Annotated in this window: 20 protein-coding genes; 8 read left to right on the plus strand and 12 right to left on the minus strand. The window is 62.0% G+C overall.

Annotated features, from left to right (window positions below):
- Positions 1 to 14 precede the first annotated feature (14 nt).
- On the minus strand, positions 15 to 1,553 hold the full coding sequence (locus VFE81_RS03920; RefSeq protein ID WP_325043336.1) for an amino acid permease: 1,539 nt from the start codon (positions 1,551 to 1,553) through the stop codon (positions 15 to 17).
- 76 nt (positions 1,554 to 1,629) lie between these two features.
- A complete protein-coding gene (locus tag VFE81_RS03925; RefSeq protein WP_325043337.1) occupies positions 1,630 to 2,406 on the minus strand; it encodes an SDR family oxidoreductase in 777 nt (258 codons plus the stop codon).
- Between the two features lie 318 nt (positions 2,407 to 2,724).
- Between VFE81_RS03925 and VFE81_RS03930 the strand changes: the two genes are divergently transcribed.
- On the plus strand, positions 2,725 to 3,708 hold the full coding sequence (locus tag VFE81_RS03930; protein WP_325043338.1) for a helix-turn-helix domain-containing protein: 984 nt from the start codon (positions 2,725 to 2,727) through the stop codon (positions 3,706 to 3,708).
- Positions 3,709 to 4,118: 410 nt separating this feature from the next.
- Here VFE81_RS03930 and VFE81_RS03935 read toward each other — a convergent pair whose 3' ends face one another.
- The 4 genes from VFE81_RS03935 to VFE81_RS03950 all read right to left on the minus strand — a co-directional run bounded on the left by VFE81_RS03935 (position 4,119) and on the right by VFE81_RS03950 (position 9,121).
- Positions 4,119 to 5,603, minus strand: a complete 1,485-nt coding sequence (locus VFE81_RS03935) for an MFS transporter (protein WP_325043339.1) — start codon at positions 5,601 to 5,603, stop codon at positions 4,119 to 4,121.
- Between the two features lie 53 nt (positions 5,604 to 5,656).
- Complete coding sequence (locus tag VFE81_RS03940) at positions 5,657 to 6,919, minus strand: CaiB/BaiF CoA-transferase family protein (RefSeq protein WP_325043340.1); 1,263 nt, start codon at positions 6,917 to 6,919, stop codon at positions 5,657 to 5,659.
- Positions 6,916 to 7,893, minus strand: a complete 978-nt coding sequence (locus VFE81_RS03945) for a hydroxymethylglutaryl-CoA lyase (protein WP_325043341.1) — start codon at positions 7,891 to 7,893, stop codon at positions 6,916 to 6,918. The genes VFE81_RS03940 and VFE81_RS03945 overlap by 4 nt, the downstream gene beginning before the upstream one ends.
- A gap of 334 nt (positions 7,894 to 8,227) precedes the next feature.
- Positions 8,228 to 9,121, minus strand: coding sequence for a LysR substrate-binding domain-containing protein (locus tag VFE81_RS03950; RefSeq protein ID WP_325043342.1), 894 nt, complete (start codon positions 9,119 to 9,121; stop codon positions 8,228 to 8,230).
- 317 nt (positions 9,122 to 9,438) lie between these two features.
- Between VFE81_RS03950 and VFE81_RS03955 the strand changes: the two genes are divergently transcribed.
- Both VFE81_RS03955 and VFE81_RS03960 read left to right on the plus strand, forming a co-directional pair.
- Positions 9,439 to 10,080: a LysE family translocator gene (locus VFE81_RS03955; protein ID WP_325043343.1), complete on the plus strand. Its 642-nt coding sequence runs from the start codon at positions 9,439 to 9,441 to the stop codon at positions 10,078 to 10,080.
- Between the two features lie 168 nt (positions 10,081 to 10,248).
- Positions 10,249 to 11,037 carry a sulfite exporter TauE/SafE family protein gene (locus tag VFE81_RS03960; RefSeq protein WP_325043344.1) on the plus strand — a complete coding sequence of 263 codons (789 nt, stop codon included), beginning with the start codon at positions 10,249 to 10,251 and terminating at the stop codon, positions 11,035 to 11,037.
- A 126-nt stretch (positions 11,038 to 11,163) separates the two neighbouring features.
- Here VFE81_RS03960 and VFE81_RS03965 read toward each other — a convergent pair whose 3' ends face one another.
- Both VFE81_RS03965 and VFE81_RS03970 read right to left on the minus strand, forming a co-directional pair.
- On the minus strand, positions 11,164 to 11,412 hold the full coding sequence (locus VFE81_RS03965; protein WP_325043345.1) for a hypothetical protein: 249 nt from the start codon (positions 11,410 to 11,412) through the stop codon (positions 11,164 to 11,166).
- A gap of 340 nt (positions 11,413 to 11,752) precedes the next feature.
- A complete protein-coding gene (locus tag VFE81_RS03970) occupies positions 11,753 to 12,106 on the minus strand; it encodes a BON domain-containing protein (protein ID WP_325043346.1) in 354 nt (117 codons plus the stop codon).
- A gap of 683 nt (positions 12,107 to 12,789) precedes the next feature.
- Here VFE81_RS03970 and VFE81_RS03975 point away from each other — a divergent pair.
- The 3 genes from VFE81_RS03975 to VFE81_RS03985 all read left to right on the plus strand — a co-directional run bounded on the left by VFE81_RS03975 (position 12,790) and on the right by VFE81_RS03985 (position 16,255).
- Positions 12,790 to 14,319 carry a TAXI family TRAP transporter solute-binding subunit gene (locus tag VFE81_RS03975; RefSeq protein WP_325043347.1) on the plus strand — a complete coding sequence of 510 codons (1,530 nt, stop codon included), beginning with the start codon at positions 12,790 to 12,792 and terminating at the stop codon, positions 14,317 to 14,319.
- A gap of 65 nt (positions 14,320 to 14,384) precedes the next feature.
- On the plus strand, positions 14,385 to 15,029 hold the full coding sequence (locus VFE81_RS03980; protein ID WP_325043348.1) for a 2-hydroxychromene-2-carboxylate isomerase: 645 nt from the start codon (positions 14,385 to 14,387) through the stop codon (positions 15,027 to 15,029).
- 245 nt (positions 15,030 to 15,274) lie between these two features.
- On the plus strand, positions 15,275 to 16,255 hold the full coding sequence (locus tag VFE81_RS03985; protein ID WP_325043349.1) for a LysR substrate-binding domain-containing protein: 981 nt from the start codon (positions 15,275 to 15,277) through the stop codon (positions 16,253 to 16,255).
- Positions 16,256 to 16,381: 126 nt separating this feature from the next.
- Here the strand turns inward: VFE81_RS03985 and xdhC are convergent, their stop codons facing one another.
- The 3 genes from xdhC to xdhA are packed head-to-tail and all read right to left on the minus strand — an operon-like array spanning position 16,382 to position 20,901.
- Positions 16,382 to 16,948 (minus strand): xanthine dehydrogenase accessory protein XdhC, encoded by a 567-nt coding sequence (gene xdhC, locus VFE81_RS03990; RefSeq protein ID WP_325043350.1) that lies wholly within the window; start codon positions 16,946 to 16,948, stop codon positions 16,382 to 16,384.
- Between the two features lie 30 nt (positions 16,949 to 16,978).
- On the minus strand, positions 16,979 to 19,345 hold the full coding sequence (gene xdhB, locus VFE81_RS03995) for a xanthine dehydrogenase molybdopterin binding subunit (protein WP_325043351.1): 2,367 nt from the start codon (positions 19,343 to 19,345) through the stop codon (positions 16,979 to 16,981).
- 26 nt (positions 19,346 to 19,371) lie between these two features.
- On the minus strand, positions 19,372 to 20,901 hold the full coding sequence (gene xdhA, locus VFE81_RS04000; protein ID WP_325043352.1) for a xanthine dehydrogenase small subunit: 1,530 nt from the start codon (positions 20,899 to 20,901) through the stop codon (positions 19,372 to 19,374).
- 397 nt (positions 20,902 to 21,298) lie between these two features.
- Between xdhA and VFE81_RS04005 the strand changes: the two genes are divergently transcribed.
- Positions 21,299 to 22,510 carry an MFS transporter gene (locus VFE81_RS04005; protein ID WP_325043353.1) on the plus strand — a complete coding sequence of 404 codons (1,212 nt, stop codon included), beginning with the start codon at positions 21,299 to 21,301 and terminating at the stop codon, positions 22,508 to 22,510.
- A 516-nt stretch (positions 22,511 to 23,026) separates the two neighbouring features.
- Positions 23,027 to 24,358 carry a DUF1996 domain-containing protein gene (locus VFE81_RS04010; protein ID WP_325043354.1) on the plus strand — a complete coding sequence of 444 codons (1,332 nt, stop codon included), beginning with the start codon at positions 23,027 to 23,029 and terminating at the stop codon, positions 24,356 to 24,358.
- 70 nt (positions 24,359 to 24,428) lie between these two features.
- Here the strand turns inward: VFE81_RS04010 and VFE81_RS04015 are convergent, their stop codons facing one another.
- On the minus strand, positions 24,429 to 25,655 hold the full coding sequence (locus VFE81_RS04015) for an alanine--glyoxylate aminotransferase family protein (RefSeq protein ID WP_325043355.1): 1,227 nt from the start codon (positions 25,653 to 25,655) through the stop codon (positions 24,429 to 24,431).
- Between the last annotated feature and the right edge of the window lie 100 nt (positions 25,656 to 25,755).

Here is a 25,755-nt window from a genome sequence, read left to right on the forward strand (position 1 = left end):
ACAGTCGCAGAGACTCAGCTTTCCCCCAACTGCCCCTCCATTCCACTCAGTTCCTGTTCTCGCTCCTTCGACACCTTGCCGATCGGCGGACCCGCAAAACTCTTGCGTACGCCCGCGCCGTACCAGATCGCCAGCAACACCGCGAGCAAACCGACGATTACGTACACCACTTTCTGATTCGGCGGCTGCATGCCGACATAGGCGAGCACGAGTGCGCCGAACACCGCCGCCACCGCGAACGGCTTCGACAGCATGCCTAACTGGAACGGCCCCTTTTCTTTCCACGTGCGACCTTCGGCAAAAATTCCGGCCGCAATCGGCATGGCGTATGAAATGAACAGGAACACTGCGCTACCCGCGCTCAGCACCGTGAACGCATCGCCATACAACGTCACCACGATCGCCAGCACAGCCGAGGTCCAGATCGCGGCGCCCGGCGTGCGGTGTGCCGCATTCACTTTGCGCAGCCACTTCGAGCCCGGCAAGCCGCCGTCGCGGGCAAAGGCGAACATCATGCGCGAGGTCGATGTGACGGCTGCGAGACCGCATACGTAGTTGATGAAGAACATCAGCAATTCGATCAGGATGCGCAGCGGTCCCGGAATCGGCGCAAGAATCGCTTCGAAGAACCCGGTGCCCTGCTTCACGCCCGCGCCGATATCCGGCATCACCAGCACGAATGCACACACCATCACGTAGCCGAACGTGGTCGACCAGAACACGGAGCCGACAATGCCGCGCGGCACATTGCGCGCCGCCTGATGCGTCTCCTCCGAGGTATGCGCGGAAGCGTCGAAGCCCGTGATCGTGTAAGCGGTCAGCAACAAGCCGGACAGAAATGCCATCGCGATGGTTTGCTTCGGCCACGCGCCGCCATCGACGCCCGTGAAGTTGGTGAAGGTATAGAGCCGCGACAGATCGATCTTGACTGGCGAATACACCAGCAGGGACACCACCAGCATGATCGTCACCACAAAGATCAGATAACCCGACAGATCCGTAATCTTGCTGGTGATGCGAATGCCGCGGTGATTCAGAAACGCTTGCGAAGCGGTGATCACCGTCAGAAAGAGCGTCTGCTGCCACCAGCCGAGCGAATCGGGACTCACACCGAACATCGGTGCGATCAGCGTGCGAAAGAACGGATCATAGGTCCCGTAATTGATCGCGGCGACGACGAACACAAGGCCGAGCAGATTCAGCCATGCGGTCAGCCAGCCCCACATTTTTCCGCCGAGAATCGAGCTCCAGTGATAAAGACCACCGGCCGTCGGATACGACGAAGCGATCTGCGCCATCGCCGCCGCCACAACTAGCGCGAACAGCGAACCGAGCGGCCAGCCGAGTCCGATCGATGCGCCGCCTGCTGCCGACAAGCCCATCTGAAACGACGTGATGCCGCCCGACAGAATGCAGATCAGCGAGAACGACACCGCGAAGTTCGAGAACGCCCCCATGCGCCGGGACAGTTCTTGCGCATAGCCCATCTTGTGCAACAGCTTGACGTCGTTGTCGGCGGGGTCCGCTGACGGCACGGCCGTGTTGATGTCCATGACACGATCCTTTGAACAGGGTTATGACGAAGCGGCTAAGCGTTGCAGAGGCGTGACCGCGCGACTGAGGACCGGCTCACGCAGCCGTAAAGCAGTTGTCGACGTACAGGTGTGCACCGTTGACGAAACTGGCGTCGTCGCTGGCGAGAAAGAGCGCGGCGCGCGCGACTTCCTCCGGCGCGCAGAGACGGCCTTGCTGCACCGACAGCGCCGCCTCGCTTGCATCGAAGCCATACTTCGCGAGCGCATTGATTTCACGGCGCCCATGCGGCGTATCGATGAAACCAGGGCACACGGCATTGCAGCGAATGCCACGGTCGCGATACTCGACGGCAATCGAACGCGCGAACATCGCGCACGCGCCTTTGGTCGTGCAGTACAGCACTTCGAGCGGCGTAGCCGCCACAGAGGAAATCGACGCGGTGCACACAATCGAACCGCCACCCGCGGCGAGCATGTGCGGCAGCACGGCGCGCGTCATCATGAACATGCTTTTCACGTTGACATTCATGAGCCAGTCGTAGTCTTCGTCGGTGGTATCGATAAACGGCTTTACGACGATGCTGCCGGCGTGGTTAAACAACACGTCGATGCGCCCAAATCGAGCGATGATGTTCGCCACGGCGGCGTCCACGGCCTCGCGCTTCGACACATCGGCGGCAAACAGTTCGGCCGTGCCGCCTGCCGCGCGGATTCGCGTCACGACTTCCTCACCCGCATCGGTATTGATATCGACCACGGCGACCTGCGCGCCTTCCTGAGCGAATAGCAGCGACGCCGCGCCGCCCGCGCCGGTCGCGCCGCCCGACACGATTGCGATCTTGCCTTCCAGCCTGCCTGCCGATCTGCTCATGCGTGACTCCCGTTCCAGTGTCCAGTGCAATACGTTGCGTTGTGCACAAAGTAGGGGCGGCAAAAAGCGGCGGCTATCCAAAATTGGCAAAAACGTAAAAGTCCCGTAAAAATCCGGCATGCTGACAAATGCATTACACCTGGGCCTGAATGCTTGCCGTATCTGGCAGCCGTCGTGTTCGCGATCTGTGCGGACACGGGCCAGAAAGCCGCATGTGTGTCCCAGATGGGTCGCTCCAACACTGCGACATAAATTTTTTTTCGCATACACTGATCCGCACGAGGCTTTCGGGGAGCGCCAACCGAATCGGGAGAAGCTATGCAGCCGGCCAATCAGACAAGCAGCGCCGTCGAGACTCACTCTTGCCGGAACATCGACGAGCAGGCGATGTTGCTCGACGCGTGGAACCAGAGCTATTGCCAGATTTCGCGCGGCGCCTTCGACGGCTCGGTGAGTTCGTTTTTTGCGGGCGGCGTGCGCGTGTTGGTGGAGCGCCTGAACCGCACGGTCTATCAACGCGGCCAGGTGGCGCTATCCAAGCTGGCGGTGGGCATTCCATTTCAACTCGAAGGGCATGCGCTGCTGTGCGGACAGACGAGTCATCGTGACGGTCTGCATGTGTTTTCCGGCGATGGCGGATTCGAATTTTTATCGCCCGACAAGCACGTGGTGGTGAATCTGGAGATAGAGCCTGCTGCGATTAGCGATGAACGGGTGCGCTCGCAGCTCGATGGAATTAGATCGCTACTGGGCGCGAAGCCCGGCGTATTGAATGTTGACCCTGCGAGATTGCAGGGCTTTCGAGAGGTACTGAAACATTTGCTCGATGCGGTGGCTGCCACACCAACTTTGCTCGATGACGCGGGTGTGGCGGCGTCGTTTGAGAAATCCGTGATCTTCGGACTCGCCGAGGTATTGCCGGACATGCAGGATGCGGATCCGCATGGGAATGTCGAAGCGCGTACCGCGCGGAACTGGCAACTCGTGCGCGGCGTTCGCGAGCTGGTGGAAAAATCGCCGGATTGCCCACTGTCCGTGGCCGAGTTGTGTGCGCGGTTTCGCGCGAGCCGGCGAACTTTGCAATATGCGTTTGAGGACACGCTTGGGGTGAATCCTTCAGCGTATATACGTGCCGTCCGGCTCGATCATGTGCGGCGTGAATTGCGAGGCTCCGCTTCGGTAACCGAAGTCGCCACGCGATGGGGGTTCTGGCATTTTGGGAATTTCTCGAACGAGTATCGCGGGCAGTTTGGGGAGTTGCCGTCGGAGACCTGGCGGCGTAGTAAAAGCCGCTCTATTTGATTGGGTTGTACGCCGCAGCAAAGAAAAAGGGCGCCGATAAAATGAACTGCACCCCAAGAAGCTGGACAGCGATCCAACCGGGAGTGCAGTTCACCCCATACTTATCCGGACGAACAAACGCCGCGTACGCAACAAACAAAAACCCGCCCATAAACCAGAAAATCAGCGCACACTACTCCACTGCTCCCTTACGGAGCGACAACGCCAACTGGGGGGTCCATCATGGCAAAAGGTCAAGTACGCAGTAACCGCGAAGCGAAGAAACCGAAACAGGAGAAGAAACTGAAACCGGCCACTTCACCGTCTGGCGCGCCGCCGATTCGCGTAGCACCGAGTGCATCGGCGACACAAAAGAAACACTAAACGAACAAGCCCGCCCCGCCAGGCGGGCATCACCCATCCGCAAAGCATTACCTCGAAATATCCTCCAACGCGACACCGCGCGTCTTCGGCCCAAGCGTCCCGATAGCCAGCATCACCACCATCATCGCGCCTGAAATAAACACAAACACCCCGTTCACGCCGAAGCGGCTCAAACATCCCGCAATCACAAACGCGGAAAACATCGCCGAAAGCCGGCTCCACGAATAAACAAACCCTACTGCCCTCGCCCGAATGCTGGTCGGAAATAGCTCCGCCTGATATGCGTGATAGCTATACGAAATAATGTTGCCCGCTAGTACAAGGCACACACCCAGGCTCACGAGCAACACCGTTTCCCGCGCCTGGCTGAACAGCAATCCGCACACCACGTTCACCGCCGCCATGCAGATAATCACCGTTTTACGCTCGAAGCGGTCGGCGATCAGCATCCCCAGCAACGGTCCAAGGGGCGCCGCAATCGCAATGATGCTCGCGTACATCAAACTTGTCGTGACGGTAATGCCCTGCCTGATCAGCAACGTCGGGATCCAGTTCGCGAAGCCGTAATAACCCATCGTCTGGAACACGTGGAAAATGATCAGCATCAGCGTGCGCTTGCGATACGGCGGCACCAGAAGATCGCGAAACGCCGCACGCGCGCGCACCGGTTCTGGCGACGCCGGCTCCGGCAAAGGCCGTCCATATTCTCGTTCTACGCGCGCTTCGAGTCGCTTCATCACCGCGTCGGCTTCCTCGATACGGCCTTTCTGTGCGAGCCAGCGTGGACTCTCCGGCAAACGCAGACGAATCCACCACACCACGATCGCGCCCGTTACGCCGGTCAGCACGACCAGGCGCCAGCCATCGAGACCGAAGTAACGGTGCGGCACCAGCAAATACGATAGAAACGCGACAATCGGCACCGCGCAGAAACCGACTGCCTGCGAAAAGGCCGATGCGCGGCCCCGTACATGCTTCGGCACGAGCTCGGAGATGTACGTGCCGATCGTTACGATCTCCACGCCGATACCGATCCCCGCAATGAAGCGCCAGAGATTGAGCCCAAGCGCCGTGTCCTGGAACGCCATGATGATGTTGGCCGCGGTGTACCACAGCAGCGACCATGTGAAGATCGCGCGCCGCCCGAATCGGTCGGCGAGAAAACCGCATGCCGCCGTGCCGATAAAGAGGCCCGCGAATAACGCCGCGATGAAACTCGCCACGCCGCTGGTGCCGAACAGACCATGCGTCGTCGCGGTGAGAATACCGCTGCGCACGAGGCCCGGCGCAATATAGCCGGAGAACATCAGGTCGTACAGTTCGAAGAACAGGCCGAGGCTCAGCAGCACCACCAGTTGCCAGATCGAGCGCGTGGCGGGCAAGCGATCGAGTCGCGCGGAAATACGCGCGCCCTCCAGCGCTATTTCATCAGCTCGGGCGCCTGCCGATGCATCGGCGCCCGAAGGCACACCACCAAGCGCACCGGCATCGCCGACCGCTGTCGCATACACCACATGATTCGACGATTTCATCGTCTGTCTCCATAAATTCCGGTCTGACGCCGGATAAGATTGATTGACTACCCTCACGCAGCTTCCCGCGGTGACTGTGCCACGCCGCCGCCCAACGCCGCGATCTGCGCGTCGTCGTAGCCCAACCCACGCAGCACTTCGGCGGTGTGCTCGCCGATCTTCGCGATCGGCTGGCGCGGTTGCAGGCGAGCGCCGTCCATCGAAATCGGCAGCAAGGGCATCGCGGTTTCGCTTCCGTCATCCAGGGTCAATCGTGCAAGGCCGCCGCTCTCATTCAGATGCGGATCGTCGAACAGCTCTTCGGGTTTCGTGATCGACGCGAACGGAATGTGGTCGCGTTCGAACAGCGGCACGAGCGCCGCGCCTTCGAAGCGGCTCAAGGTTTCGCCAAGCGTCTTCAGCAACCACTCGCGCGCCAGCACGCGATCGTTGTTGGTCGCGAGGCGCGGATCGGCCAGCAGATCCGCGCGGCCAAGAATCGCGCACAGCGCGCGCCACTGACCGTCGCCGGTCGCGGCGATAAACATCTGCTCGTCGTTGGCAAGCGTGAACACGTCGTAGACGGCCCATGCGCTGATGCGCTCGGGCATCGGCGCAGCGGGCACGCCGGTCGCGGCGAACTGCTGCATGTGTTGCGCGGAGAGCAGCACGCAGTTTTCGAACAACGCGCTCTGCACTTCCTTGCCGCGCCCGCTCGCATGCCGTTCGTGCAATGCGGCAAGCACGCCGATCGCGCCGAACATGCCGCCCATGATGTCGTTGACCGAACTGCCCGCACGCAACGGACGGCCTACCGGTCCGGTCATGTACGCGAGGCCGGCCATCATCTGCACGACTTCGTCGAGCGCAAGGCGGTGTTCGTACGGACCGTTCAGAAAGCCCTTATGCGAGACGTAGATCAGCTTGGGATTGCGTTCGCGCAGCGACGCATAATCGAGACCCAGGCTCGCCATGCGGCCCGGCTTGAAGTTCTCGACGAAGACATCCGCGGTATCGACCAGCTTGTGCAGTGCGGCCAGTCCCGCTTCGCTATCGAGGTCGAGCGCGACACTCTTCTTGTTGCGATTGAAGGTACGGAAAAAACCCGCACCGGTGCCGAGCAAACGGCGCGTACCGTCGCCACGCGGCGGTTCGACCTTGATGACTTCGGCGCCGAGGTCGCCGAGAATCATCCCGCAGGTCGGCCCCATCACCATATGCGACAACTCGATCACGCGGATGCCCGCAAGCGGTAACGCGCCCTGCTGCTCCGCTGAGGATGCAAGCGCAAATGAAGCGGAAGAAGCGGAAGCAGAAGTAGAAGAAACCGGATTCATTGCAGCACCTGTGATTCGGAAGATTCAAAACGTTGAGCAGCGGTACTGAACTGCTTCGGCAAACCGGCACGCGCCAGATAGCCGTATAGCGGTTCGCCGGGCAAGCCGTCCGCGAGGACGTCGCGCGAGGCGATGAGTCGGGTGAGGTCGATGCCGGTGTCGTAACCCATACTGTCGAGCATGAACACGAGGTCCTCCGTGTTCACGTTGCCGGTCGCGCCCGGCGCATGCGGACAGCCGCCGAGGCCTGCCAGCGACGCGTCGAATTCGCGGATGCCGTGTTGCAGCGCGATCAGCGTGTTGGCGAGACCGAGGCCGCGCGTGTCGTGGAAATGCAGCGAGCGCAGCTTGCTGCCCGCGACCTTCCGCACCAGTTCGATGATTTCGCCGACGTGGCGCGGCGTCGCTTCACCGGTGGTGTCGGCGAGCGCGATGACATCGGCGCCCGCCTGCAACGCGGCGCGCGCAATCGCAGCGATGTCGGCGTAAGGCACCGCGCCTTGCAGCGTGCAGCCGAACACCGTCGACAATCCGGCAATCAATTCCACGCGCCGCGCGTTTGCACCAGCAGTGCTATCGATCAGCTCGCGCATCGCGGTAAATGCCTCGATCATCTCGGCAGGTGTCTTGCGAACATTGGCAAGGCTATGCGCCGTGCTCACCGAAATCGGCGCGACGATCCGATGCACGCCAGAGTCGAGCGCACGTTGCGCGCCCTTCAGGTTCGGCACCAATGCCGTCACGATGAGATCGTCGTAGGTGAGCGCGTGGGCGATCACTTCGTCGGCGTCGGCCATTTGCGGCAGCAGCTTCGCCGGCACGAACGACGCGACTTCCATATGCCGCACGCCGGCAGCATATGCGGCGTCGATCCAGCGCCGTTTGAACTCGGTGGGCATCGTGCGAGCAATGCTTTGCAGGCCGTCGCGCATGCCGACTTCGGTCACGATGACGCGTTCCTGGGTGTCACTCATGGTCTTGAATCCCGGTCTTGAATCTTGCGTGGAATGCGGGGAATGAAGCAGTTGAGTGACAGCGTGCCCGCGCGCGATCGCGCGGCAAAGTCTGCGTTGACGACGCACTCCATCGCCGCTCGCGATGGCGGCAGAGGCATGCGGGACAGGCATGCGCCGTCGCAAAGGGAAAACCCTTAAGGGCTTATCAGAGGATGTGAAAAGGACGTTGTGAAAGCGTGCAGAGAACGGCGGGGAACGTCAGGTCGGCTTTGGAAGGGGCGCTGGAAGAACGCTCAGCAGCGCATTCAGTGGGCGCCCAGGCTGCGCTCAAAAGGCAAACCGCAGCAGGCGCTCAGACCGAGCGCAGCAAATGGTCGAGTAAATGCGATGCCGTCAGCGTCAGCGCATTGCGGTCGCGCATGCAGATCACAAAGCGCCGTTCTGCCCATGCTTCGCTCAACGGCACGGCGACGATACCGTACTCGTCAGCAGCATGCCTGGGCAGCGCCTCGCTCGGCAGGATCGCGACGGCAAGGCCTGCCTGGATAAACCGATAGGCGGCATCGAAGGTCGATACGTAGGTCCGATAGTTGAGCTCGCTACCTTTTTCCATCGCAATACGCTGCATGAGCGCGTTCACCGACGCGTTCGATGCGAGCCCGAGATGATCGAACGCCAGGGTCTGATCGAAGCCGATAGCGGCCTCACCGGCCAGTGGATGATCGCGCGGCACAATCAGCGCGAGATGATCGGAGCGATACTGCAGCACATCGAGACTGCCCATCGACACCACATCGCGGCAGATGCCGAGATCGGCCACGCCCTCTTCCAGACCGCGCACGATCTCGGCGCTCACGCGCTCCTCGACATCGATACGAATCTGCGGATTGGCCTTCAGAAATACCGACAACGCCTCGGGCAAAAACTCGACCATCGACGACACATTCGCCAACACCCGTACATGACCGCGTGCGCCCGCCGCGTATTCGCTGAGCTCCGCCTGCAAACGTTCGTGGCCGCGCATGATGAGCCGCGCGTGCCTGAGCAGCGCCTCGCCGGCCGCGGTGGCGCGCACGCCGCGCTGGCTGCGCGAGAGCAGCGCGACGTCGACCAGTGCTTCGAGATCCGCGAGCCGCTTGCTGACCGCGGACGGTGCGATGAACTCGCGTTCAGCCGCGCGCGCGATCGTGCCTTCTTCGCAGACAGCGATGAACAAGCGCAACGTCACCTGATCGATTTGCCACATGAACGGGCGTGCCTCGGGTGTTTGAAGTGGGAAAATTATGCCCGAGGAAAGCGGCGGCCGAGTCCGTCCCAGGGTATCCACGGTCGGCACGCTGGCTTGCTCCGTCGGTCGCGCGCTGAGTTGCGAAGATCGATCATGCGCCGAACAGCGTAGTTTGCAGCGGTGCCAGGTTGCACTGCCTGATCTTCGCAGCCTTGCCCGCGATTTTCGGTCTGGCTATGCTTGAGGGCGCGTCGGCCTGACGCCGCCGGCAAGCATGCGAAAAGCACAGCACGCGCGACGATCCACGAAGCAGAACAACCGATAAAGGCTTTCCCATGTCCACCACCAGTCTCTTCGTCACCTCAGCGGGTGTCGGCCTCGCAATTGCCGCGCCGGTTGGACCGATGGGCATGCTGTGCATCCGCCGCACGCTGACCGGCGGTCCGCGCGCGGGACTCGCGATCGGGTTCGGCATCGCGAGCGGCGATGCGTTCTACGGTCTGATCGCGGCACTCGGCCTGGTCGGCATTTCGCAATTCATGCTCGCCTACGACCGGCCCTTGCATCTGATCGCCGGTCTGTTTCTGCTTTATCTCGGCGTGCGTACGCTGTTGCAGAAACCGCCCGCCGACGCAGCAAACGGCAACGGCGACGGCAAGCTCGCACAGGTGGGCCGCGCCGGCGCGCTGCGCGCGTATGCGAGTTCGTTGCTGCTCACGTTGACCAACCCGCAAACCGTCATCATGTTCGCCGCGCTGTTCACGACGCTCGCGCCGCGTGGCGCGTTTTCATCGAGCATCGCGTTGACCACTGTCGGCGGCGTGTTTTGCGGTTCGATCGCGTGGTGGTGTTTTCTCGTCACCGTTGTGTCGCTCGCGCGTCATGCGATCGGCAACAAGCTGCGCGTGGCGATCGACCGGATCGTCGGAATCACGCTGGCGGCCTTCGGCATCGTCGAGATTCGCCGCGCGCTTTGAGTGGGATTCAGATGCTTGCGTACGCAAGCTCGGCAGTTTTGCGACAATAGCGGCTTTCGCCGTGCCGCCACGGGCCTGTCGTCGACATTCGCCGACGCCCGAAGGCAAGCGCGCGCCGGCCTTGCCGCCTAACATGTCCAACCCACCCGACCGTCAGCGGTCTGCTCAATGGCTCTTCCCCACGTCGATCTGCTGTACTCCGTCTCCGGCCTGTTCGTCGGCTTTCTGGTCGGACTGACGGGCGTCGGCGGCGGCTCGCTGATGACGCCGATCCTGGTTCTGCTGTTCAACGTGCATCCGGCCACCGCGGTCGGCACCGATCTGCTGTACGCGGCCGCCACCAAGGCGACCGGCACGCTGGTGCACGGCCTGAAAGGCTCCGTCGACTGGCAGATCACCCTGCGCCTCGCGGCCGGCAGCATACCGGCGGCGACCATCACCTTGATCCTGCTGCATCGTTACGGGATGGACACCCCTGGCACGAGCAGACTGATCCAGATCGTGCTCGGCGCCGCCCTGCTGGTGACAGCCGTGGCGCTCATATTCCGCCCGCAACTCGCGGCGCTCGGTGCGCGCCGTCAGCGCGCTCCCAGGCAAGGGCGCACGCTCGCACTCACCATGCTGACCGGCGCGGTGCTGGGCGTGCTGGTGTCGCTGACGTCGGTGGGTGCGGGCGCCATCGGCGTGACGGTGTTGTTGCTGCTGTATCCATTACTGCCGACTACGCGCATCGTCGGCTCCGATATCGCGCATGCGGTGCCGCTCACGCTGCTGGCGGGCGCGGGTCACTGGCTGCTCGGGTCGGTCGACTGGTCGATGCTGCTGTCGCTACTGGTGGGGTCATTGCCGGGCATTGCGATTGGCAGTTATCTGTCGTCGCGCGCGCCGGACGCGCTACTGCGCAATGTGCTCGCCGCTACGCTCACGCTGGTCGGCGTGCGCCTCGTGCTGGCATGAAGCGGGGGTCCTGACAGGCGGCGCTGATAGGCGGCCCTGATAGGCGGCTTGAAGTGCCTGCCTTTGGCGTTGGCCTTAGACGCTGGCTTTAAGCGCTGGCACCCCCCCAGCGCACCCAGGCCGTCTCTATTTGAAAAATCTGCAGGTCAAATCGGCCTCGAACTGTCTGACCCATTGACCGTCATGGTCGTGATAGCACTGCGCCCAGCCGCCGCGCCGAATCGTGACGAGGCGCTCTCGCGCGGCGTCGCCCGGGTCCGGGCAGGCGCTGATGTCGAAATGCGCCGGCGCAAAACCGTGCCGCGCGCACACCAGTTCGAAAGCCGCCCGATCGCCGATCGGCAAATCGGTATAGCGCAAAAGCGTGGTTTCCATGGCGTTGACTCCGGTTCCACTTGCATCACAGTACGCTTCGCGGCGCGTCAATTGTGTGTCACAGCGTACAAACGGACCCTTGCGGTGCTGGGGTTCAGCCCGGAATGGGTCTGAGCCATCATCATCGCTTCAAAAATCGCCGCCACGAAAAATAAAGCGAAAAAAAAGGGCTCTGGCTATTCGCCGGAACCCTTGCGCGGGCATGCATCACGATGGCGCATAGCGATATCGAATCACACGCACCTTCCGATGCAGCCCTGAGCGCCTGCCGGCGCCTCACGCGCTGTTGCAAGCCGCTTGATGGCAGGCCGCTTATCGCGGCCTGCTCACTACTGCCGTTTTACTGCTGAACAACGGTCAGCTTGTTCGTCACCGACGTCACGCCGGCGACGCCCTTGGCCGCTTGACCGGCAGCGTCGATCTGGCCTTGGTCAGGCACCGAGCCCGTCAGCGTCACCGCACCGCCGCGAGCACGCACGGCGATGTTCGAGACGTCGATGCCTTGCGTCTTGGACAGCGCGCTACGCACCTTGCGACCCAGTTGGCTATTGGCCTTCTTGCCGGCCTTGGCGCTTGCAGCCGGCGCTGCGGTCGTGCCCGTCGCCGTTGCATCGCTTGCCTGAGCGTACACATTGCACGCCACCACCATCGCCACGACTGAGCCCAGCGTTTTCAGATAACCGACCGATTTCATAGTTTCTCCTTAGCTACACATTGGACCGCATGTACAAGCGGTTTCGTTACGACTACGGGCGACCGTGCTGCGGACGCGGCAAAGCGCGGCCCAGCGACGGCCAACTATGGCTGCAACACGGTGTGCGAGAGGCGAGAGAGGCCGGCTGCCGTTAGTCGCACGATGCCACGCATGCGATGCGGTACGAGAGCCGGCAAGCCGCGAAGTCCGCCAGCGCGCCCGGTTCTTGTCTGTCTTGCCGGGTCACGCCGCGCAAACGTCTGATCGCGGCAGCGATCCACAATTTAATCTAGCCGCGCCAGAAGCGCAAAGGGTTTAGTCATAGCGCGGGGTGCCTGCTGGTTGCCGTGGAGGCTTGGACCGTGTTTTTTTCATGCGCCGTTCATATTTGGGTCCGGGCGTGGTTCATGGGCCGTTTATCCGCCGTTCACGCGTCGTTCACGCGTCGTTCACGCGTCGTTCACGAATTGTTACGGGTTTGACGGAGCCCGCCTCGGCCGGACGCTGCGCCGCCGCGCGATTCTCAGGTACCATCGGCGCGACATGCACTGCCGCGCGGCTTGTGCATCTTATGCATATTTTGCGGCGGCCAGCCCGGCACGACGCAAACGCCTCGCCCCGGTTCGCGCGCCGCAGAACGCCGCCACCCTGTTCACTTTCGACCGTAGCCGTCACGTCACCAGATGAAGCCAGCCACCGGCCGCAAACGCCCTCCCCGTCTCGTCGCCCGTTTCGTGGCGATCTCCTGGCGCGATCTGGCAGTCTCGTTCGGGCCGATCCTGCTGATCGCCGTCGCGGCGATCTGGGTCGCCGTGCGCCTGATCCAGCCCGCCCCGCCCAGTACGCTGACGATCAGCGCCGGCCCCGAAGGCAGCACCTTCTGGAATGCGGCGCAGAAGTACAAGGCGATTCTGGCGCGCAACCGTATCACGCTGAACGTGTTGTCCTCGGAAGGTTCGCTGCAGAATCTCAAACGGCTCTCGGACCCGAACTCGAACGTCGACGTCGGCTTCGTTCAGGACGGCGTCTCACCCGGCCCGGTGAGCGGAGACCTGATGTCGCTCGGCAGCGTGGCCTATGTACCGCTGGCGATCTTCTATCACGGGCCGACGGTCGCGCGCCTCTCCGAATTCAAGGGCTTGCGGCTCGCCGTCGGCGCCGAGGGCAGCGGCACGCGTGAGCTGGCGCTCGCGCTGCTCAAGGCAAACGGCATCGTGCCGGGCGGCCCGACCAAGCTGTTGCCGCTCTCGGGCGACGACGCCGCCCAGGCCCTCGTCGCCGGCAAAATCGACGCGGCTTTTCTGGCCGGCGATTCGGCGCAACCGGCGGTGATGGGCAAGCTTTATCGCACGCCGAATGTGCAGTTCTACGACTTCACCCAGGCCGATGCCTACACCCGCCGTTTTCCGTATCTGACGCAGCTCGAGATGCCGATGGGTGCGTTCGACCTCGGCAAGAATCTGCCGTCCGCGCCGATTCATATGGTGGCGCCGACCGTCGAACTGGTGGCGCGCGACTCGCTGCATCCCGCGCTTTCCGATCTGCTGATCGAAGCGGCGCGCGAGGTCCACGGCAAGGCGAACGTCATGCAGCGCGCCGGCGAATTCCCCGCCCCGCTCGCACACGATTTCCCGATCAGCGACGACGCTGCCCGTTACTACAAGTCAGGCAAGAGCTTCCTCTACCGGGTCCTGCCGTTCTGGCTGGCGAGTCTCGCGGACCGTTTGCTGGTGGTCGTGGTGCCGTTGATCGTGCTGCTGATTCCGGCGCTGCGTCTCGTGCCGGCGCTCTATGCATGGCGGGTGAAATCGCGCATCTACCGCTGGTACGGCGCGCTGATCGCGATCGAGCGAAGCGCGCTCAGCGAATACTCGGCCGCCGAACGCGCGTCGCTGATCGAGCGGCTCGACACGATTGAAGAGTCGGTGAACGGTCTGAAAATGCCGCTCGCCTATGCGGATCAGTTCTACGTGCTGCGCGAGCATATCGGTTTCGTGCGCGAGCGGCTCACGCATAGCCGCGAGGCTCAGCGCGATGCAGAGGCCGAACCCGGCGACGGGCCGCCGCCGCCCACTGCAGCGCGCGCATCAGAAGACGACGACGCCACTGAATCACCTGAGGCACGGGGAGCCGCCGAGGCAGACGAGCCTCCGGCCGGCCGCTCCGCCCAGGAAACCATATTGAACGGTGCAAGCGGCGGCCGCACCGCGTAAGATCATTACAATTCCGACGGTCCAGCAGACGACACCGTTCGGAACAGGCAATTCGGGAGACATTTATGACCGTTGGCATCGACGCCAGGCAACCGCAGTGGTTTTACGACTTTGTCTCGCCGTTCACCTACCTGTTGCTCGAGCAACACGACAAATGGCCGGGCTTCGACTTCGCGTTCACGCCAGTCGTGCTGAACGACCTCTATCGCCACTGGGGCCAGCGGCCCGCTTACAGCGTGCCCGCCAAACGCACGTTCCTGTATCGTCACGCGCTGTTTCGCGCGGAGCAACTCGGCATTCCGTTCAAGATGCCACCGGCCCATCCGTTCGAATCGATGAAGCCGCTCCTGCTCGCCACCGCGGCGAAGGGCGACATCAGCTTCGTACGCGAAATTTTCCGTTTCATCTGGCGCGAAGGCCGCGATCCGTCGAGCGATGCAGCGTTCGCCGAACTGTGCGAGCGCGTCGGTATGCCGGACGGCCCGGAACTCATCAAGAACGAAGAGGTGACAGCGCAATTGCAGCGCAACACCACGGATGCAATCGGTCTGGGCGTGTACGGCGTACCGACCTTCCGTCTGAACGACCAGTTGTTCTGGGGCGAAGACGCGTTGCCGATGGTGCTGTATTGCGCACGCACGCCGAACTGGCTCGATTCGAAGGAAGTGAAGCGGGTCAGCTCGCTGCCTTCAGGCTTTGCGGACAACTGAGCGAAAGCAAGACGTAAGATTCATGCAAACAGGTATGCCGCGCTTGCGCCCGCGCATGTCTTTTCAGATTTGATTGCGTCAAAAAGGGCGTCCTGATGCCGGCCATACCGTGCCTGCTATGCCGCCACACCGCAAACGGGCCTAAGGTTATAACCTTTGCGCCTCGCTCTCGCGATCTGGCTCGCGGGCGGCTCCGACCGACGCTTCATCCGGGCCCGACCTGCTTGCATCGCCTCGCCTAAACCATGGACGATTCCGCCGCTTCCCTCGATATCTGGCTCGTGCGCGTGCTGCGCACGCTGATCGTCGAGCGCAGCGTCACGCAAACCGCACTGCGTCTGAATCAGACCCAGCCGGCCATCAGCACCGCGCTGCGCAAACTGCGCGAGACGCTGAACGACCCGATACTCGTGCGCGGCAAATCGGGCATGGTGCCGACCGAATACGGCGAATCCTTGCTGGCCTCGGCGCAACGTGTGCTGCGCGAAGTCGATTTCGTTGCGACGCCGCACGGCGACTTCGATCCCGGACGCTCGCGCCGCACCTTCCGCGTGGCCGCGCCGGATTATCTGAACGACTTCTTCATGCCCACCGTGATCGCGCAATTTCGCGAAGCGGCGCCGCATGCGCGTCTGGAGATCGATTCCCTGAGCCCGATGCTCGACCATTCGGCTGCGCTCGATGCGGGCGAACTCGATCTGGTGATCGGTAACTGGCCGAAGCCGGATCTGCGTTTCGAGCGCAGCGACCTGTTCTCCGACACGGTGGTATGCCTGATGCGCGCCGACCATCCGCTCGCACGCACGCCGATGACGCGCGAAGCGTATCTCGCCGCACCACATCTCGCGCCGACGCCTTATAGCGGCGCGAGCGGCGGCGCTGTCGACATCGGATTCGCGCGGGCCCGCGCCGAGCGGCGCATCGTCGCCACGCTGCCCTACTTCGGCCTTGTGCCGCAGACGCTGCTGCAGTCGGATCTGATCTTTACGACCACACGCCGTTTCGCGATGCACTATGCGGGCATCCTGCCGCTCGCGGTGGTCGAAGTGCCGATTCCGTTTCCACGCATCAAGTGTTATCAGCTATGGCATCCGCAGCCGGACCGGCCGAGCGATGTCGGCTGGCTGCGCACGCTGATGTCGCAAGTATCAGATGGATTGGTGGCGCAGAAGGTGCGGCGCGCGAAACGGCCGGCGAAAAAGGAAACGTCAGTCGCGGCGGGCTGACGTTGTGGTTTGAAGTTTGGCGGCATTGGGGCGTAATCTGAACGCCCTTACATTGACCGCTTTACGCTGCATGCTTTTATCTTAAGCGATTCACGTTGCAAGCCTTGCGTTGAACCCACTGCCCGCCTACACGCTCGCGCAAAGCTTCAGCGTTGCCGCCTGCGCCGCGGCTTGCCGCGACCGAATCTGCAGCAACTCAGCGCACACCGCAACCGCGATCGCCGCAGGCGCTTTATCGACAATGCCGGTCACGCCGATCGGACACGTCATCTCCACCAGCCGGTCCAGATCCACGCCGCGATCGAGCAAACGACGCTCGAATTTCACCCGCTTGGTCTTCGAACCGATCATGCCGAAGTAGGTGAAATCGCGCCGCCGCATGATGCGCGCAGCGAGCGAAAAGTCGAGCGCGTGATTATGTGTCATCACGAGGAAATACGAGCCGGGAGGCGCCGTGTCGACGATTGCATCAGGCGTGTCGGTCGCTTCGATCTGCACGTTGGCAGGTGTTTCGTCGGGGAACAGTTCGTCGCGCTCATCGACCCACTGGACAACGCACGGCAAGCGGCCGAGCAGCGTGACGAGCGCATGGCCGACATGTCCCGCGCCGAACAGCACGATGTGCATCGGCGCCGGACGCGGTGCTTCCACGGCGCTGCGCCGGCCGATCTGAACGGAAGAGAAATCGTTCATGGCGATCAATCCAGTTGGTTTCGATGTATGTTACTGCCGCGCCGCCGCGGTTGCCGCCCGCACTGCGCCGACTGCCTTGAGGATTTCCTCGCTTGTGGCAGGCGCATTCAGCGGCGGATTGACCTTGTGGTTACCCACGGCCGATACTGCATCGCGCACGGCAAAGAACACCGAGAACGGCAGCAGCAGCGGCGGTTCGCCGGTCGCCTTCGAACGATGGATGCTGTCCTCCGCATTGCGATTCTTGAAGAGACGTACGCGGAAATCAGGCGGCGTATCGTTGACGGTCGGAATCTTGTAGGTGGACGGTGCGTGCGTCATCAGCTTGCCGCCGGTGTTCCACCACAGTTCTTCGGTCGTAAGCCAACCCATGCCCTGGATGAATGCGCCTTCCACCTGGCCGACGTCGAGCGCCGGATTCAGCGACGCGCCCACGTCATGCGAGGCGTCCGCGCGCAGCACGCGCATTTCGCCGGTCAGCGTATCGATCACCACTTCCGACACGGCCGCGCCGTACGAATAGTAGTAGAACGGCCGGCCTTGCAGCTTCGATTGATCCCAGTAGAGCTTCGGCGTCGCGTAGAAACCGTCCGACCACAACTGGATACGCGCAACGTAGGCCTTCGCGATCACTTCTTCGAACGGCACGATCATCTCGCCGACCACCACGCGATCGTGCACGAAACGCACTTCCGAGGCGCTCACCTGACCCGCGCCGAAGCGCTCCGCAGCGAAAGCCGACAGACGTTCGCGCAACTGCCGCGCGGCATCTTGTGCCGCTTTGCCGTTCAGGTCCGAACCGGTCGATGCAGCGGTCGCCGACGTATTGGCGATCTTGCTCGTGTCCGTTGCGGTGACACGGATGCGGTTAAAGCCGATGCCCAGTTCATGTGCGACGACCTGCGCCACCTTCGTGTTCAAACCCTGGCCCATTTCGGTGCCGCCGTGATTCACCAGCACCGAACCGTCGGTATAGATGTGTACCAGCGCGCCGGCCTGGTTGAAGTGGGTCACGTTGAACGCGATGCCGAACTTGACAGGCGTCAGCGCCATACCCTTCTTCAGTACTTCGTTATTCGAATTGAACTCGTTGATCGCCGCACGGCGCGCGCGATATTCGCTGGTCGCTTCGAGCTCGTCGATCAGTTCGTGAATGACGTTGTCTTCGACCACCTGACCGTACGGCGTCTGGTTACGCTCAGTCTTGCCATACAGATTGCGACGGCGCACGTCGAGCGAATCCTCGCCGACCGAACGCGCGACGTTGTCCATGATGTACTCGATCGCGAACGCGCCTTGCGGACCGCCGAAGCCGCGGAACGCGGTATTCGATTGCGTATTGGTCTTGCCGCAGAAGCCGTCGATCGTCACGTCGGACAACCAGTACGCGTTGTCGAAGTGGCACAGCGCACGCGTCATCACCGGACCGGACAGATCGGCGGAGAAGCCGCAACGCGAAGTCATGTCGACCGTCACGCCGTCGATCACACCCTTGTCGTCGTAGCCCACTTCATAGGTGTAGTGGAAGTCGTGACGCTTGCCGGTGACCATCATGTCGTCGTCGCGGTCCGGACGCAGTTTCACCGGGCACAGCAGCTTCCATGCGGCCAGCGCCGCGCAGCAGGCGAACAGACCCGATTGCGATTCCTTGCCGCCAAAGCCGCCGCCCATGCGGCGGCATTCGATCAGCACGTTGTGCGACGCCACACCCAACGCGTGCGCGACCATGTGCTGCATTTCGGTCGGGTGCTGCGTCGAACAGTAGACGTGCATGCCGTCGTCGTCCTTCGGCACCGCGTACGAAATCTGGCCTTCCAGGTAGAACTGTTCCTGGCCGCCGAGCAGCATCTCGCCGGCTTCGCGATGCGCCGCACGGGCGATTTTCGTGCCGGCTTCGCCGCGCGCGAGTTTCATCGGCGGCAAGACGTGTTGATTCGCGGCGCGGGCCTGTTGTGCGGTGAGAATCGCGGGCAACTCTTCGTAGACAACTTCGGCGCGACGCGCAGCCAGACGCGCGGTTTCGTGCGAGATCGCGACCACGATGAACATCGGCTGGCCGACGTATTGCACGAGGCCGTCCGCGAGAATCGGATCGTCGCCGTGGATGATCGGGCCCACGTCGTTGACGCCGGGGAAATCCTCAGCGGTGAAGATCGCGACCACGCCGGGCGTGGCGCGCACTTTGTCGAGCGACATCGAGACGATCTTCGCGTGCGCTTTCGGCGACAGGCCGAGCGCGGCGTGCAGCGTGCCGGCGAGCGTCGGGATGTCGTCCGTGTAAGTAGCGCGGCCGCTCACGTGCAAATGCGCAGACTCGTGCGGACGTGAGACGTGGACCTGGGTAAAGTCGTCGAGATCCTGAAGGTCTTTCAGGAACGGTTCGGCGTGCTGATTCATTCTGTGTTCTCCGTATTCTTGGCGTCTCAGGCGCTCGCGCCGGCCGGGGCGCAGGCAGCGGCAACTGCACGAACATCCAGTGCGCTCTTGGGCAGCGGATTGTTCGGACGCGTTTCGAGCCAGAAGCGGTACAACGTGTTCTTCGCCGCTTCAAGACGGTAATTGCTGGTCGCGCGCATATCGCTAAGCGGCGCGTAGTCGTTGCCGAGCGCGAGCATCGCGGCCTGCGCGGTAGCTTCGTGCCATTCGGCGTCGCGCAGCACGGCTTCAGCGTGCGTCGCGCGCTTCGAGGTGGCGGCCATGCCGCCGAACGCGATACGCGGCTCACGAATCACGTTGCCGTCGGCGATGAAAGAGAACGCGGCGCACACGGCCGAGATGTCCGAGTCGAAACGCTTCGACAGCTTGTAGGTGCGGAACTGCAGGTTTTTGCGCGCGCCGATGCGGGTCGGCACCTTGAGCCCGACGACGAACTCATGCTCCGCCATGTCCTTCTTCTGGTACGCGAGGTACAGATCCTCGAGCGGCATTTCGCGTTCGATCTCGCCGCCGCGCACGATCACATGCGCGCCGATCGCGATCAGGCCAGGCATCGAATCGCCGATCGGCGAGCCGTTGGCGATGTTGCCGCCGAGCGTGCCGGCATTGCGGATCGGCAGCGACGCAAAGCGTTGCCACATTTCGGTGAGTTCCGGATATTGCTTCGCGATTTCCCCGTACGCCTTTTCCACGCTGACGCCCGCGCCGATCTCGATCCAGTCGCCATTGGTTTCGAGCTTTTGCAGCTCGGCAATCTGGCCGACGTAGACGATGTTGCCCAGCTCACGCATCATCTTCGTGACCCACAAGCCGATGTCCGTGCTGCCGGCGAGAATACGGGTAGCCGGTGCGGCTTCCTTGATTTTCGCGAGCGCGGCAACGGTGCGCGGCGCGGCGAACTGCTGGCCGGCGTGCTGGTAGTGGAACGTGTCGGCGCGCTCGAGCGTGGCGAGCGTTTTCGACAGCGCTTCGACGTTGACGGGCGCTTTCGGCGCCGGGGCTTCGAACATGCGCACGGCGGCATCGACGATCGGACGATAGCCGGTGCAACGGCACAGATTGCCGGTCAGCGCGTTGCTGATCGCGTCGCGCGACGGCACGGTCTTGTTCGCGCAGCTATGCTCGTGGCCGTGCTTTTCGTAAAGCGACCACATCGACATCACGAACCCCGGCGTACAGAAACCGCACTGCGAACCGTGGCACTCCACCATCGCTTCCTGCACCGGATGCAGCGAGCCGTCCGGCTGACGCAGGTCTTCGACGGTGAAGAGTGCTTTGCCGTCCAGCGTCGGTACGAACTGGATGCAGGCGTTGACCGCCTTGAAGTCGACGCCGCCTGCCTCGTTGCGCTCGCCGATCACGACCGTGCACGCGCCGCAGTCGCCTTCGGCACACCCTTCCTTGGTGCCGGTGCAATGCACGTCTTCGCGCAAATACTGCAAGACGGTGCGGGTGACGGGCGCATCCTTGATCTCACGGATCGCGTTGCGGTGGTAGAAGCGAATCGGCTCAGTCATGTCTCGTTACTCTCAATGTTCTGGGTCCGTGGGGACGTGCTGCGATGATGATTCGAAAACTATCACCGTCAATAAATACAACCCATAGCAGGGATCGCATGCGGGACATATCCGCGAAACGATATAGAGATGGTTTTGAGGATCGGCTGGCTTATGTTGATATGGCTGTTTTGCCATATTTTTATACAAATTGAATGATAACCGCCACCATCAATCATGGCCATTTCATCCGAAGCGCATGAGAGGACCGCTCGCGCAGGGTGAAAACGGATGAAACGACCACTGTAGGGATCCGGCACCGTTATTCAGGCGCCAAAACTATTAAGCAACTCCTGCAAGAGAATCGGTTCCATGGGAAAATCACGCCTTTCCGCCGTTTTCAAGTCTCGTTTTCCCCATGTCCACCGACTCAGCGACACCTCGCAGCGAATTTTCGACGACCATGCAGATCATTCCGGTCGTCTTTTTCACGTTTCTTTGCTACCTGACGATCGGAATTCCGCTCGCCGTGCTGCCTGGCTACGTCCATGACGATCTGGGTTACAGCGCGGTTCTGGCCGGTGCGGCAATCAGCGTGCAGTACCTGGCGACGCTGGCTTCGCGGCCGCTGGCCGGCCGCTCGGCCGACACGTTGGGGCCGAAGCGGACGGTGTCGATCGGCTTGCTGGGTTGCGGCGCGAGCGGGATTTTGTTGCTGCTGGCCGTGTTGTGCGTGCGCTGGCCGGTGTTGAGCCTAGGATTGCTGGTGTGTAGCCGTCTCATGCTCGGTTTCGGCGAAAGCCTGTGCGGCACCGGCGCAATTTTGTGGGGCATTGGCCGGGTAGGTACGAGCAACAATGCCCGGGTGATTTCGTGGAACGGCATCGCGACTTACGGCGCGCTCGCAATTGGCGCGCCGCTCGGCGTGGCGATTGCGCACACAATCGGATTCGCCGCGTTGGGCATTCTGGTGATTCTGCTGGCGGCGCTCGGTTTTTATCTGGCACGGCCCATCGCGCCGGTGCCGATCGTGCATGGCGAGCGGATGTCGTACCGGAGCGTGTTCACGCGGGTGCTGCCACATGGAATCGGGCTGGCGCTGGGCTCGGCCGGCTTTGGGTCGATTGCGACTTTCATCACGTTGTTTTATGCCGCGCGGCATTGGCCCAATGCGGCTTTGTCGTTGACTGTTTTCGGCACGCTGTTCATCGGCGCGCGCCTGTTGTTCGCCAACACGATCAAGGCTTACGGTGGATTCCGGGTCGCGATTGCGTCGTTTTCGTTTGAATGCGCCGGGCTGTTGATGTTGTGGCTGGCGCCCGAGCCGCATATCGCCCTTGCTGGGGCGGCATTGACCGGGTTTGGGTTTGCTCTGGTGTTCCCCGCCCTGGGCGTTGAAGCCGTGGGGCTCGTGCCGCCCGCCAGCCGTGGCGCGGCCTTGTCAGCCTATTCCGTGTTTCTCGATCTCTCGCTGGGGATTACCGGGCCGTTGGCCGGGTATATCGCTGGGGAGTTCGGCTATGGCTCGGTGTTTCTGTTTGCAGCGATGGCTTCCGCAATGGCGGTCGTGCTGTCGACGATGATGTATCTGCGCAGTGTGCGGGCGCCGAATGCACCTGCGGCGACCTGAGTTTTAGACAAGCTAAATCGCTGAATGGAATTGCGCAGTCGATAGCGCCGCGATTCCGCACGCCTTGAAGAGAGCGGGCAATCGCGCTGGGAGACGCACCGCTCGATATGCGACTCGAATATTTCGCCATGCCTTGCGTGAGCGTCGCCCATTCGTGGCGATCACGTCCTCGACGACAACTGACACATCCCCCGGCGCGGAAGCCCAGCCCGAAACCGTTGCCCACTCATTCTTTTGATTCGCCATCCGAATCTCTCACGAAACGAAAATTGTCCAATGATCTGGAACAATGGCAACGGATCTTCCGGAACAAGCTAACGCAGCCGACACAACGACAAACGGGGTTTATCCGATTGGTATAAAGTTTGCGATCGCGCTGTCATTTTTTCTGCGGATCGCCTACGATTTCCTTCGTCACGAACGGCATTATTTCCGGCCATTCGTTCAACATTCCTAATCAATTAAATTCGAAGACAAGCTTCGGCATCGAGTCAACTCACCTGTCAGGAGTGGTTTATGAAAGTGCGCGTCGTGATCTGGATCGTGCTCATGCTGGCGGCGGGCGCCGCGCATGCCGGCAACGAATTCAACGTGAACTGCACGTATTCGCATACGTTGCCGGATGATCCCATCATTCACCCGGGGCAGCCCGGCCAGGCAATGGTGCATGATTTCTTCGGCAATCCAGGCACCGATGCCTACAGCACTTACGCTTCGCTAAACAGCAACAAGGTCACGACCTGCGATTCAGCCGCCGATCCGTCCGCGTACTGGGTGCCACAGTTGAAACGGGCCTCGGGGATCGTCGTACCGGATTTCCAGAAGACCTACTACAGGAACGATCAGCCGGTGGTCCAGGTTCAGCCGATCCCGGCCGGGCTCGAAATGCTGGCAGGAAATCACATGGGCACCGCACCGAACCCGCATATCAACTTCCTGTGCCGCGGCGGCTCGTACACCACGGTCGCGCCCACCAACTGCCCGGTCGTCACCGACAGTAGCGGCACCTATTCGCAACTCGACATCTCGGTGCATTTCCCGGATTGCTGGGACGGCAAGACGCTGGTGCCGAATCTGGCGAGCGGCATTTCGAACATGGCCTACCGGAACACCGACGGCACGTGCCCGAGCGGCTATCCCGCCAAGATTCCTGAACTGCAAATGAATGTCCAGTACAGCCTTGGGCAGGATCCGGATTTGTCGACGGCGCAACTGTCGATGGATCCGATGCTGATGAATGGGCAATGGGTGCCGCAGTGGGGCGGCATGTACACGGCGCACGGCGATTTCATCAGCGCCTGGAAGACCGACTCGATGCAATACATAATCGACACCTGCATGAACATGGGCGCCATTCAGGGCTCGACCTGCTCCAAGAGCATTCCAACCTACTACTCGAAAGCGAGCGCTGACGTGTGGCTGGATGCGAGCGGCGTAGCACACCCGACAGATGCCACGCTCGTCTCGGCGCCCGGCACCATCGTGCTGCTCAAGTTCCCGACGCCGGCCAACCTCAACGACTATCCCTACGCGAGTTCCGATCTGGAAACGCTAGGGCAAAACGTGACGGATACCAACGCCTTCATGCTGCAACTCTACGCGGCGACCACGACTTGGGACGACGCGACCCACCTGCCAACGGCCGCGGCGTGCACGACTACAAAGATCGGCGCCATCTATATGAATAACGAGTCGAAGGTGCGGCTCAACGACATCAGCAGCTATATCGCTTCACAAGTGGCAGCGGGCGCGCCGCAAATCGGCGTCTGTATTCGCAATACGACCACCGAAACGGTGCAGTTCTCGTCGCGTGAGGGGTCGTGGGTACCCGCGCTCTACCTGAAATGACCGGATAGTTTGGCCTCCAGCCGGGCGGCGCATGCTGCGCCGCCCCTTAATCCGACGCAACTGCGCGACGCTATCTCCCGACTGCGCGCGCGCCCCCCGACAACGACTTCTCCAACGCCGCCACGCCCGCCGGCAAATCCACTGCCGCGCCCAGATCCAGCATCGTGCGGCCCAGCGCGTGCAGCGTCCTGAACAGATTGTGCTCGCGGCATTGCTCGCCCATCTGACCAATCCGCACGATCGGCAAGCCAAAGGAGCCGGAAATCTCCACCTGATGCTGTCGCGAAATATGCCCACAGATATCGCCAGGGCTCAGCCCTTCCGGCACCTCGATACCCACGACCGAATTCAGGCGACACGCTTGCGGGGCGTACAGGTTCAAGCCCAATGCGGTGATGCCTTCCTGCAACGCCACGGAACACTTCAGATGCCGCGCAAAGCGCTTCTCCAGCGTCTCGGCGCAAACCAGCCGTAAAGCCTCGTGCAAAGCCAGCACGCCCGACACGGGCGCCGTGTAGTGATATCCAGCGTTGTGCCAGAAATTCTCCGCGAGCGAAGCATCCAAACACCAATGCGCATTCGGCGCCGTGCGCCCCTTCACTCGCGCCCAGGCCGCGTCGGAAAATGCGATCAACGAAACGCCAGGGATCGACGACAAGCCCTTCTGCCCGCCGGTAATGACCGCATCGATACCCCACGCGTCCATCTCCAAAGGCATCGTGCTCAAGGTACACACCGCGTCGACGATCACCAGCGCGCCCGCTTCCTTTGCCAACGCGGCAATGTCCTTCAAGTGGTAATTCCACACCGTGTTCGACGTCTCACCTTGCACCACCGTCACGATCTCCGGGCGCTCGCGGCGAATCGCCTCGGCGATCTGGTCGAGGCTCGCAACCGACCGGTCGGTGACGTCCAGCGTGCTCACCCGCGCGCCGACGCGCCGTCCCATCTCCGCCATCCGCTCGCTGAAAAAGCCGTTCCTGATGCTCAGCACTCTCGTGCCTTCCCATGCGAGATTGGAGATCGCCATTTCCATCGCGGCAGAACCCGGCCCCGCGACACCGAGCACCCATTTCGAATTCGTCTGGAATACGTAGCGTGCCATGGTCTTCACCTGACCGATCACCTTCACCATCGTGGCGCCCAGGTGATTGATCACCACCGTGTTGGCCTTCGCGACGGCGGCGGGAATCGGCACGGGGCCAGCACCCATCATCAGCAACGGTTCTTCGGGAAGGATGGCGTCGAGTGATTCGACAACCGGACAGGGCACTGCGAGAGGAGTAATGGTCGCCATGATCGATAGGAGGAATTCAAGGTGCAACGGCCTCGCCAACGATGACGCTGGCAAGGCCGGGTTTTCGATCATTCACCGATCACGGGAATTACGCAAGCTT

Source organism: Paraburkholderia sp., assembly GCF_035656215.1.
Taxonomy (GTDB): Bacteria; Pseudomonadota; Gammaproteobacteria; order Burkholderiales; family Burkholderiaceae; genus Paraburkholderia.

Excerpts from the sequence above, each read along its gene's own strand:
- xdhB (WP_325043351.1), bottom strand. The coding sequence starts at position 19,345 with ATGAATCAGCACGCCGAACCGTTCCTGAAAGACCTTCAGGATCTCGAC.
- VFE81_RS03970 (WP_325043346.1), bottom strand. The coding sequence starts at position 12,106 with ATGAAATCGGTCGGTTATCTGAAAACGCTGGGCTCAGTCGTGGCGATG.
- VFE81_RS03925 (WP_325043337.1), bottom strand. The coding sequence starts at position 2,406 with ATGAGCAGATCGGCAGGCAGGCTGGAAGGCAAGATCGCAATCGTGTCG.
- xdhA (WP_325043352.1), bottom strand. The coding sequence starts at position 20,901 with ATGACTGAGCCGATTCGCTTCTACCACCGCAACGCGATCCGTGAGATC.
- VFE81_RS03935 (WP_325043339.1), bottom strand. The coding sequence starts at position 5,603 with ATGAAATCGTCGAATCATGTGGTGTATGCGACAGCGGTCGGCGATGCC.
- VFE81_RS03920 (WP_325043336.1), bottom strand. The coding sequence starts at position 1,553 with ATGGACATCAACACGGCCGTGCCGTCAGCGGACCCCGCCGACAACGAC.
- VFE81_RS04015 (WP_325043355.1), bottom strand. The coding sequence starts at position 25,655 with ATGGCGACCATTACTCCTCTCGCAGTGCCCTGTCCGGTTGTCGAATCA.
- VFE81_RS03965 (WP_325043345.1), bottom strand. The coding sequence starts at position 11,412 with ATGGAAACCACGCTTTTGCGCTATACCGATTTGCCGATCGGCGATCGG.
- VFE81_RS03960 (WP_325043344.1), top strand. The coding sequence starts at position 10,249 with ATGGCTCTTCCCCACGTCGATCTGCTGTACTCCGTCTCCGGCCTGTTC.
- VFE81_RS03955 (WP_325043343.1), top strand. The coding sequence starts at position 9,439 with ATGTCCACCACCAGTCTCTTCGTCACCTCAGCGGGTGTCGGCCTCGCA.
- VFE81_RS03950 (WP_325043342.1), bottom strand. The coding sequence starts at position 9,121 with ATGTGGCAAATCGATCAGGTGACGTTGCGCTTGTTCATCGCTGTCTGC.
- xdhC (WP_325043350.1), bottom strand. The coding sequence starts at position 16,948 with ATGAACGATTTCTCTTCCGTTCAGATCGGCCGGCGCAGCGCCGTGGAA.
- VFE81_RS03945 (WP_325043341.1), bottom strand. The coding sequence starts at position 7,893 with ATGAGTGACACCCAGGAACGCGTCATCGTGACCGAAGTCGGCATGCGC.
- VFE81_RS03930 (WP_325043338.1), top strand. The coding sequence starts at position 2,725 with ATGCAGCCGGCCAATCAGACAAGCAGCGCCGTCGAGACTCACTCTTGC.
- VFE81_RS04005 (WP_325043353.1), top strand. The coding sequence starts at position 21,299 with ATGTCCACCGACTCAGCGACACCTCGCAGCGAATTTTCGACGACCATG.
- VFE81_RS03975 (WP_325043347.1), top strand. The coding sequence starts at position 12,790 with ATGAAGCCAGCCACCGGCCGCAAACGCCCTCCCCGTCTCGTCGCCCGT.
- VFE81_RS03940 (WP_325043340.1), bottom strand. The coding sequence starts at position 6,919 with ATGAATCCGGTTTCTTCTACTTCTGCTTCCGCTTCTTCCGCTTCATTT.
- VFE81_RS03980 (WP_325043348.1), top strand. The coding sequence starts at position 14,385 with ATGACCGTTGGCATCGACGCCAGGCAACCGCAGTGGTTTTACGACTTT.
- VFE81_RS04010 (WP_325043354.1), top strand. The coding sequence starts at position 23,027 with ATGAAAGTGCGCGTCGTGATCTGGATCGTGCTCATGCTGGCGGCGGGC.
- VFE81_RS03985 (WP_325043349.1), top strand. The coding sequence starts at position 15,275 with ATGGACGATTCCGCCGCTTCCCTCGATATCTGGCTCGTGCGCGTGCTG.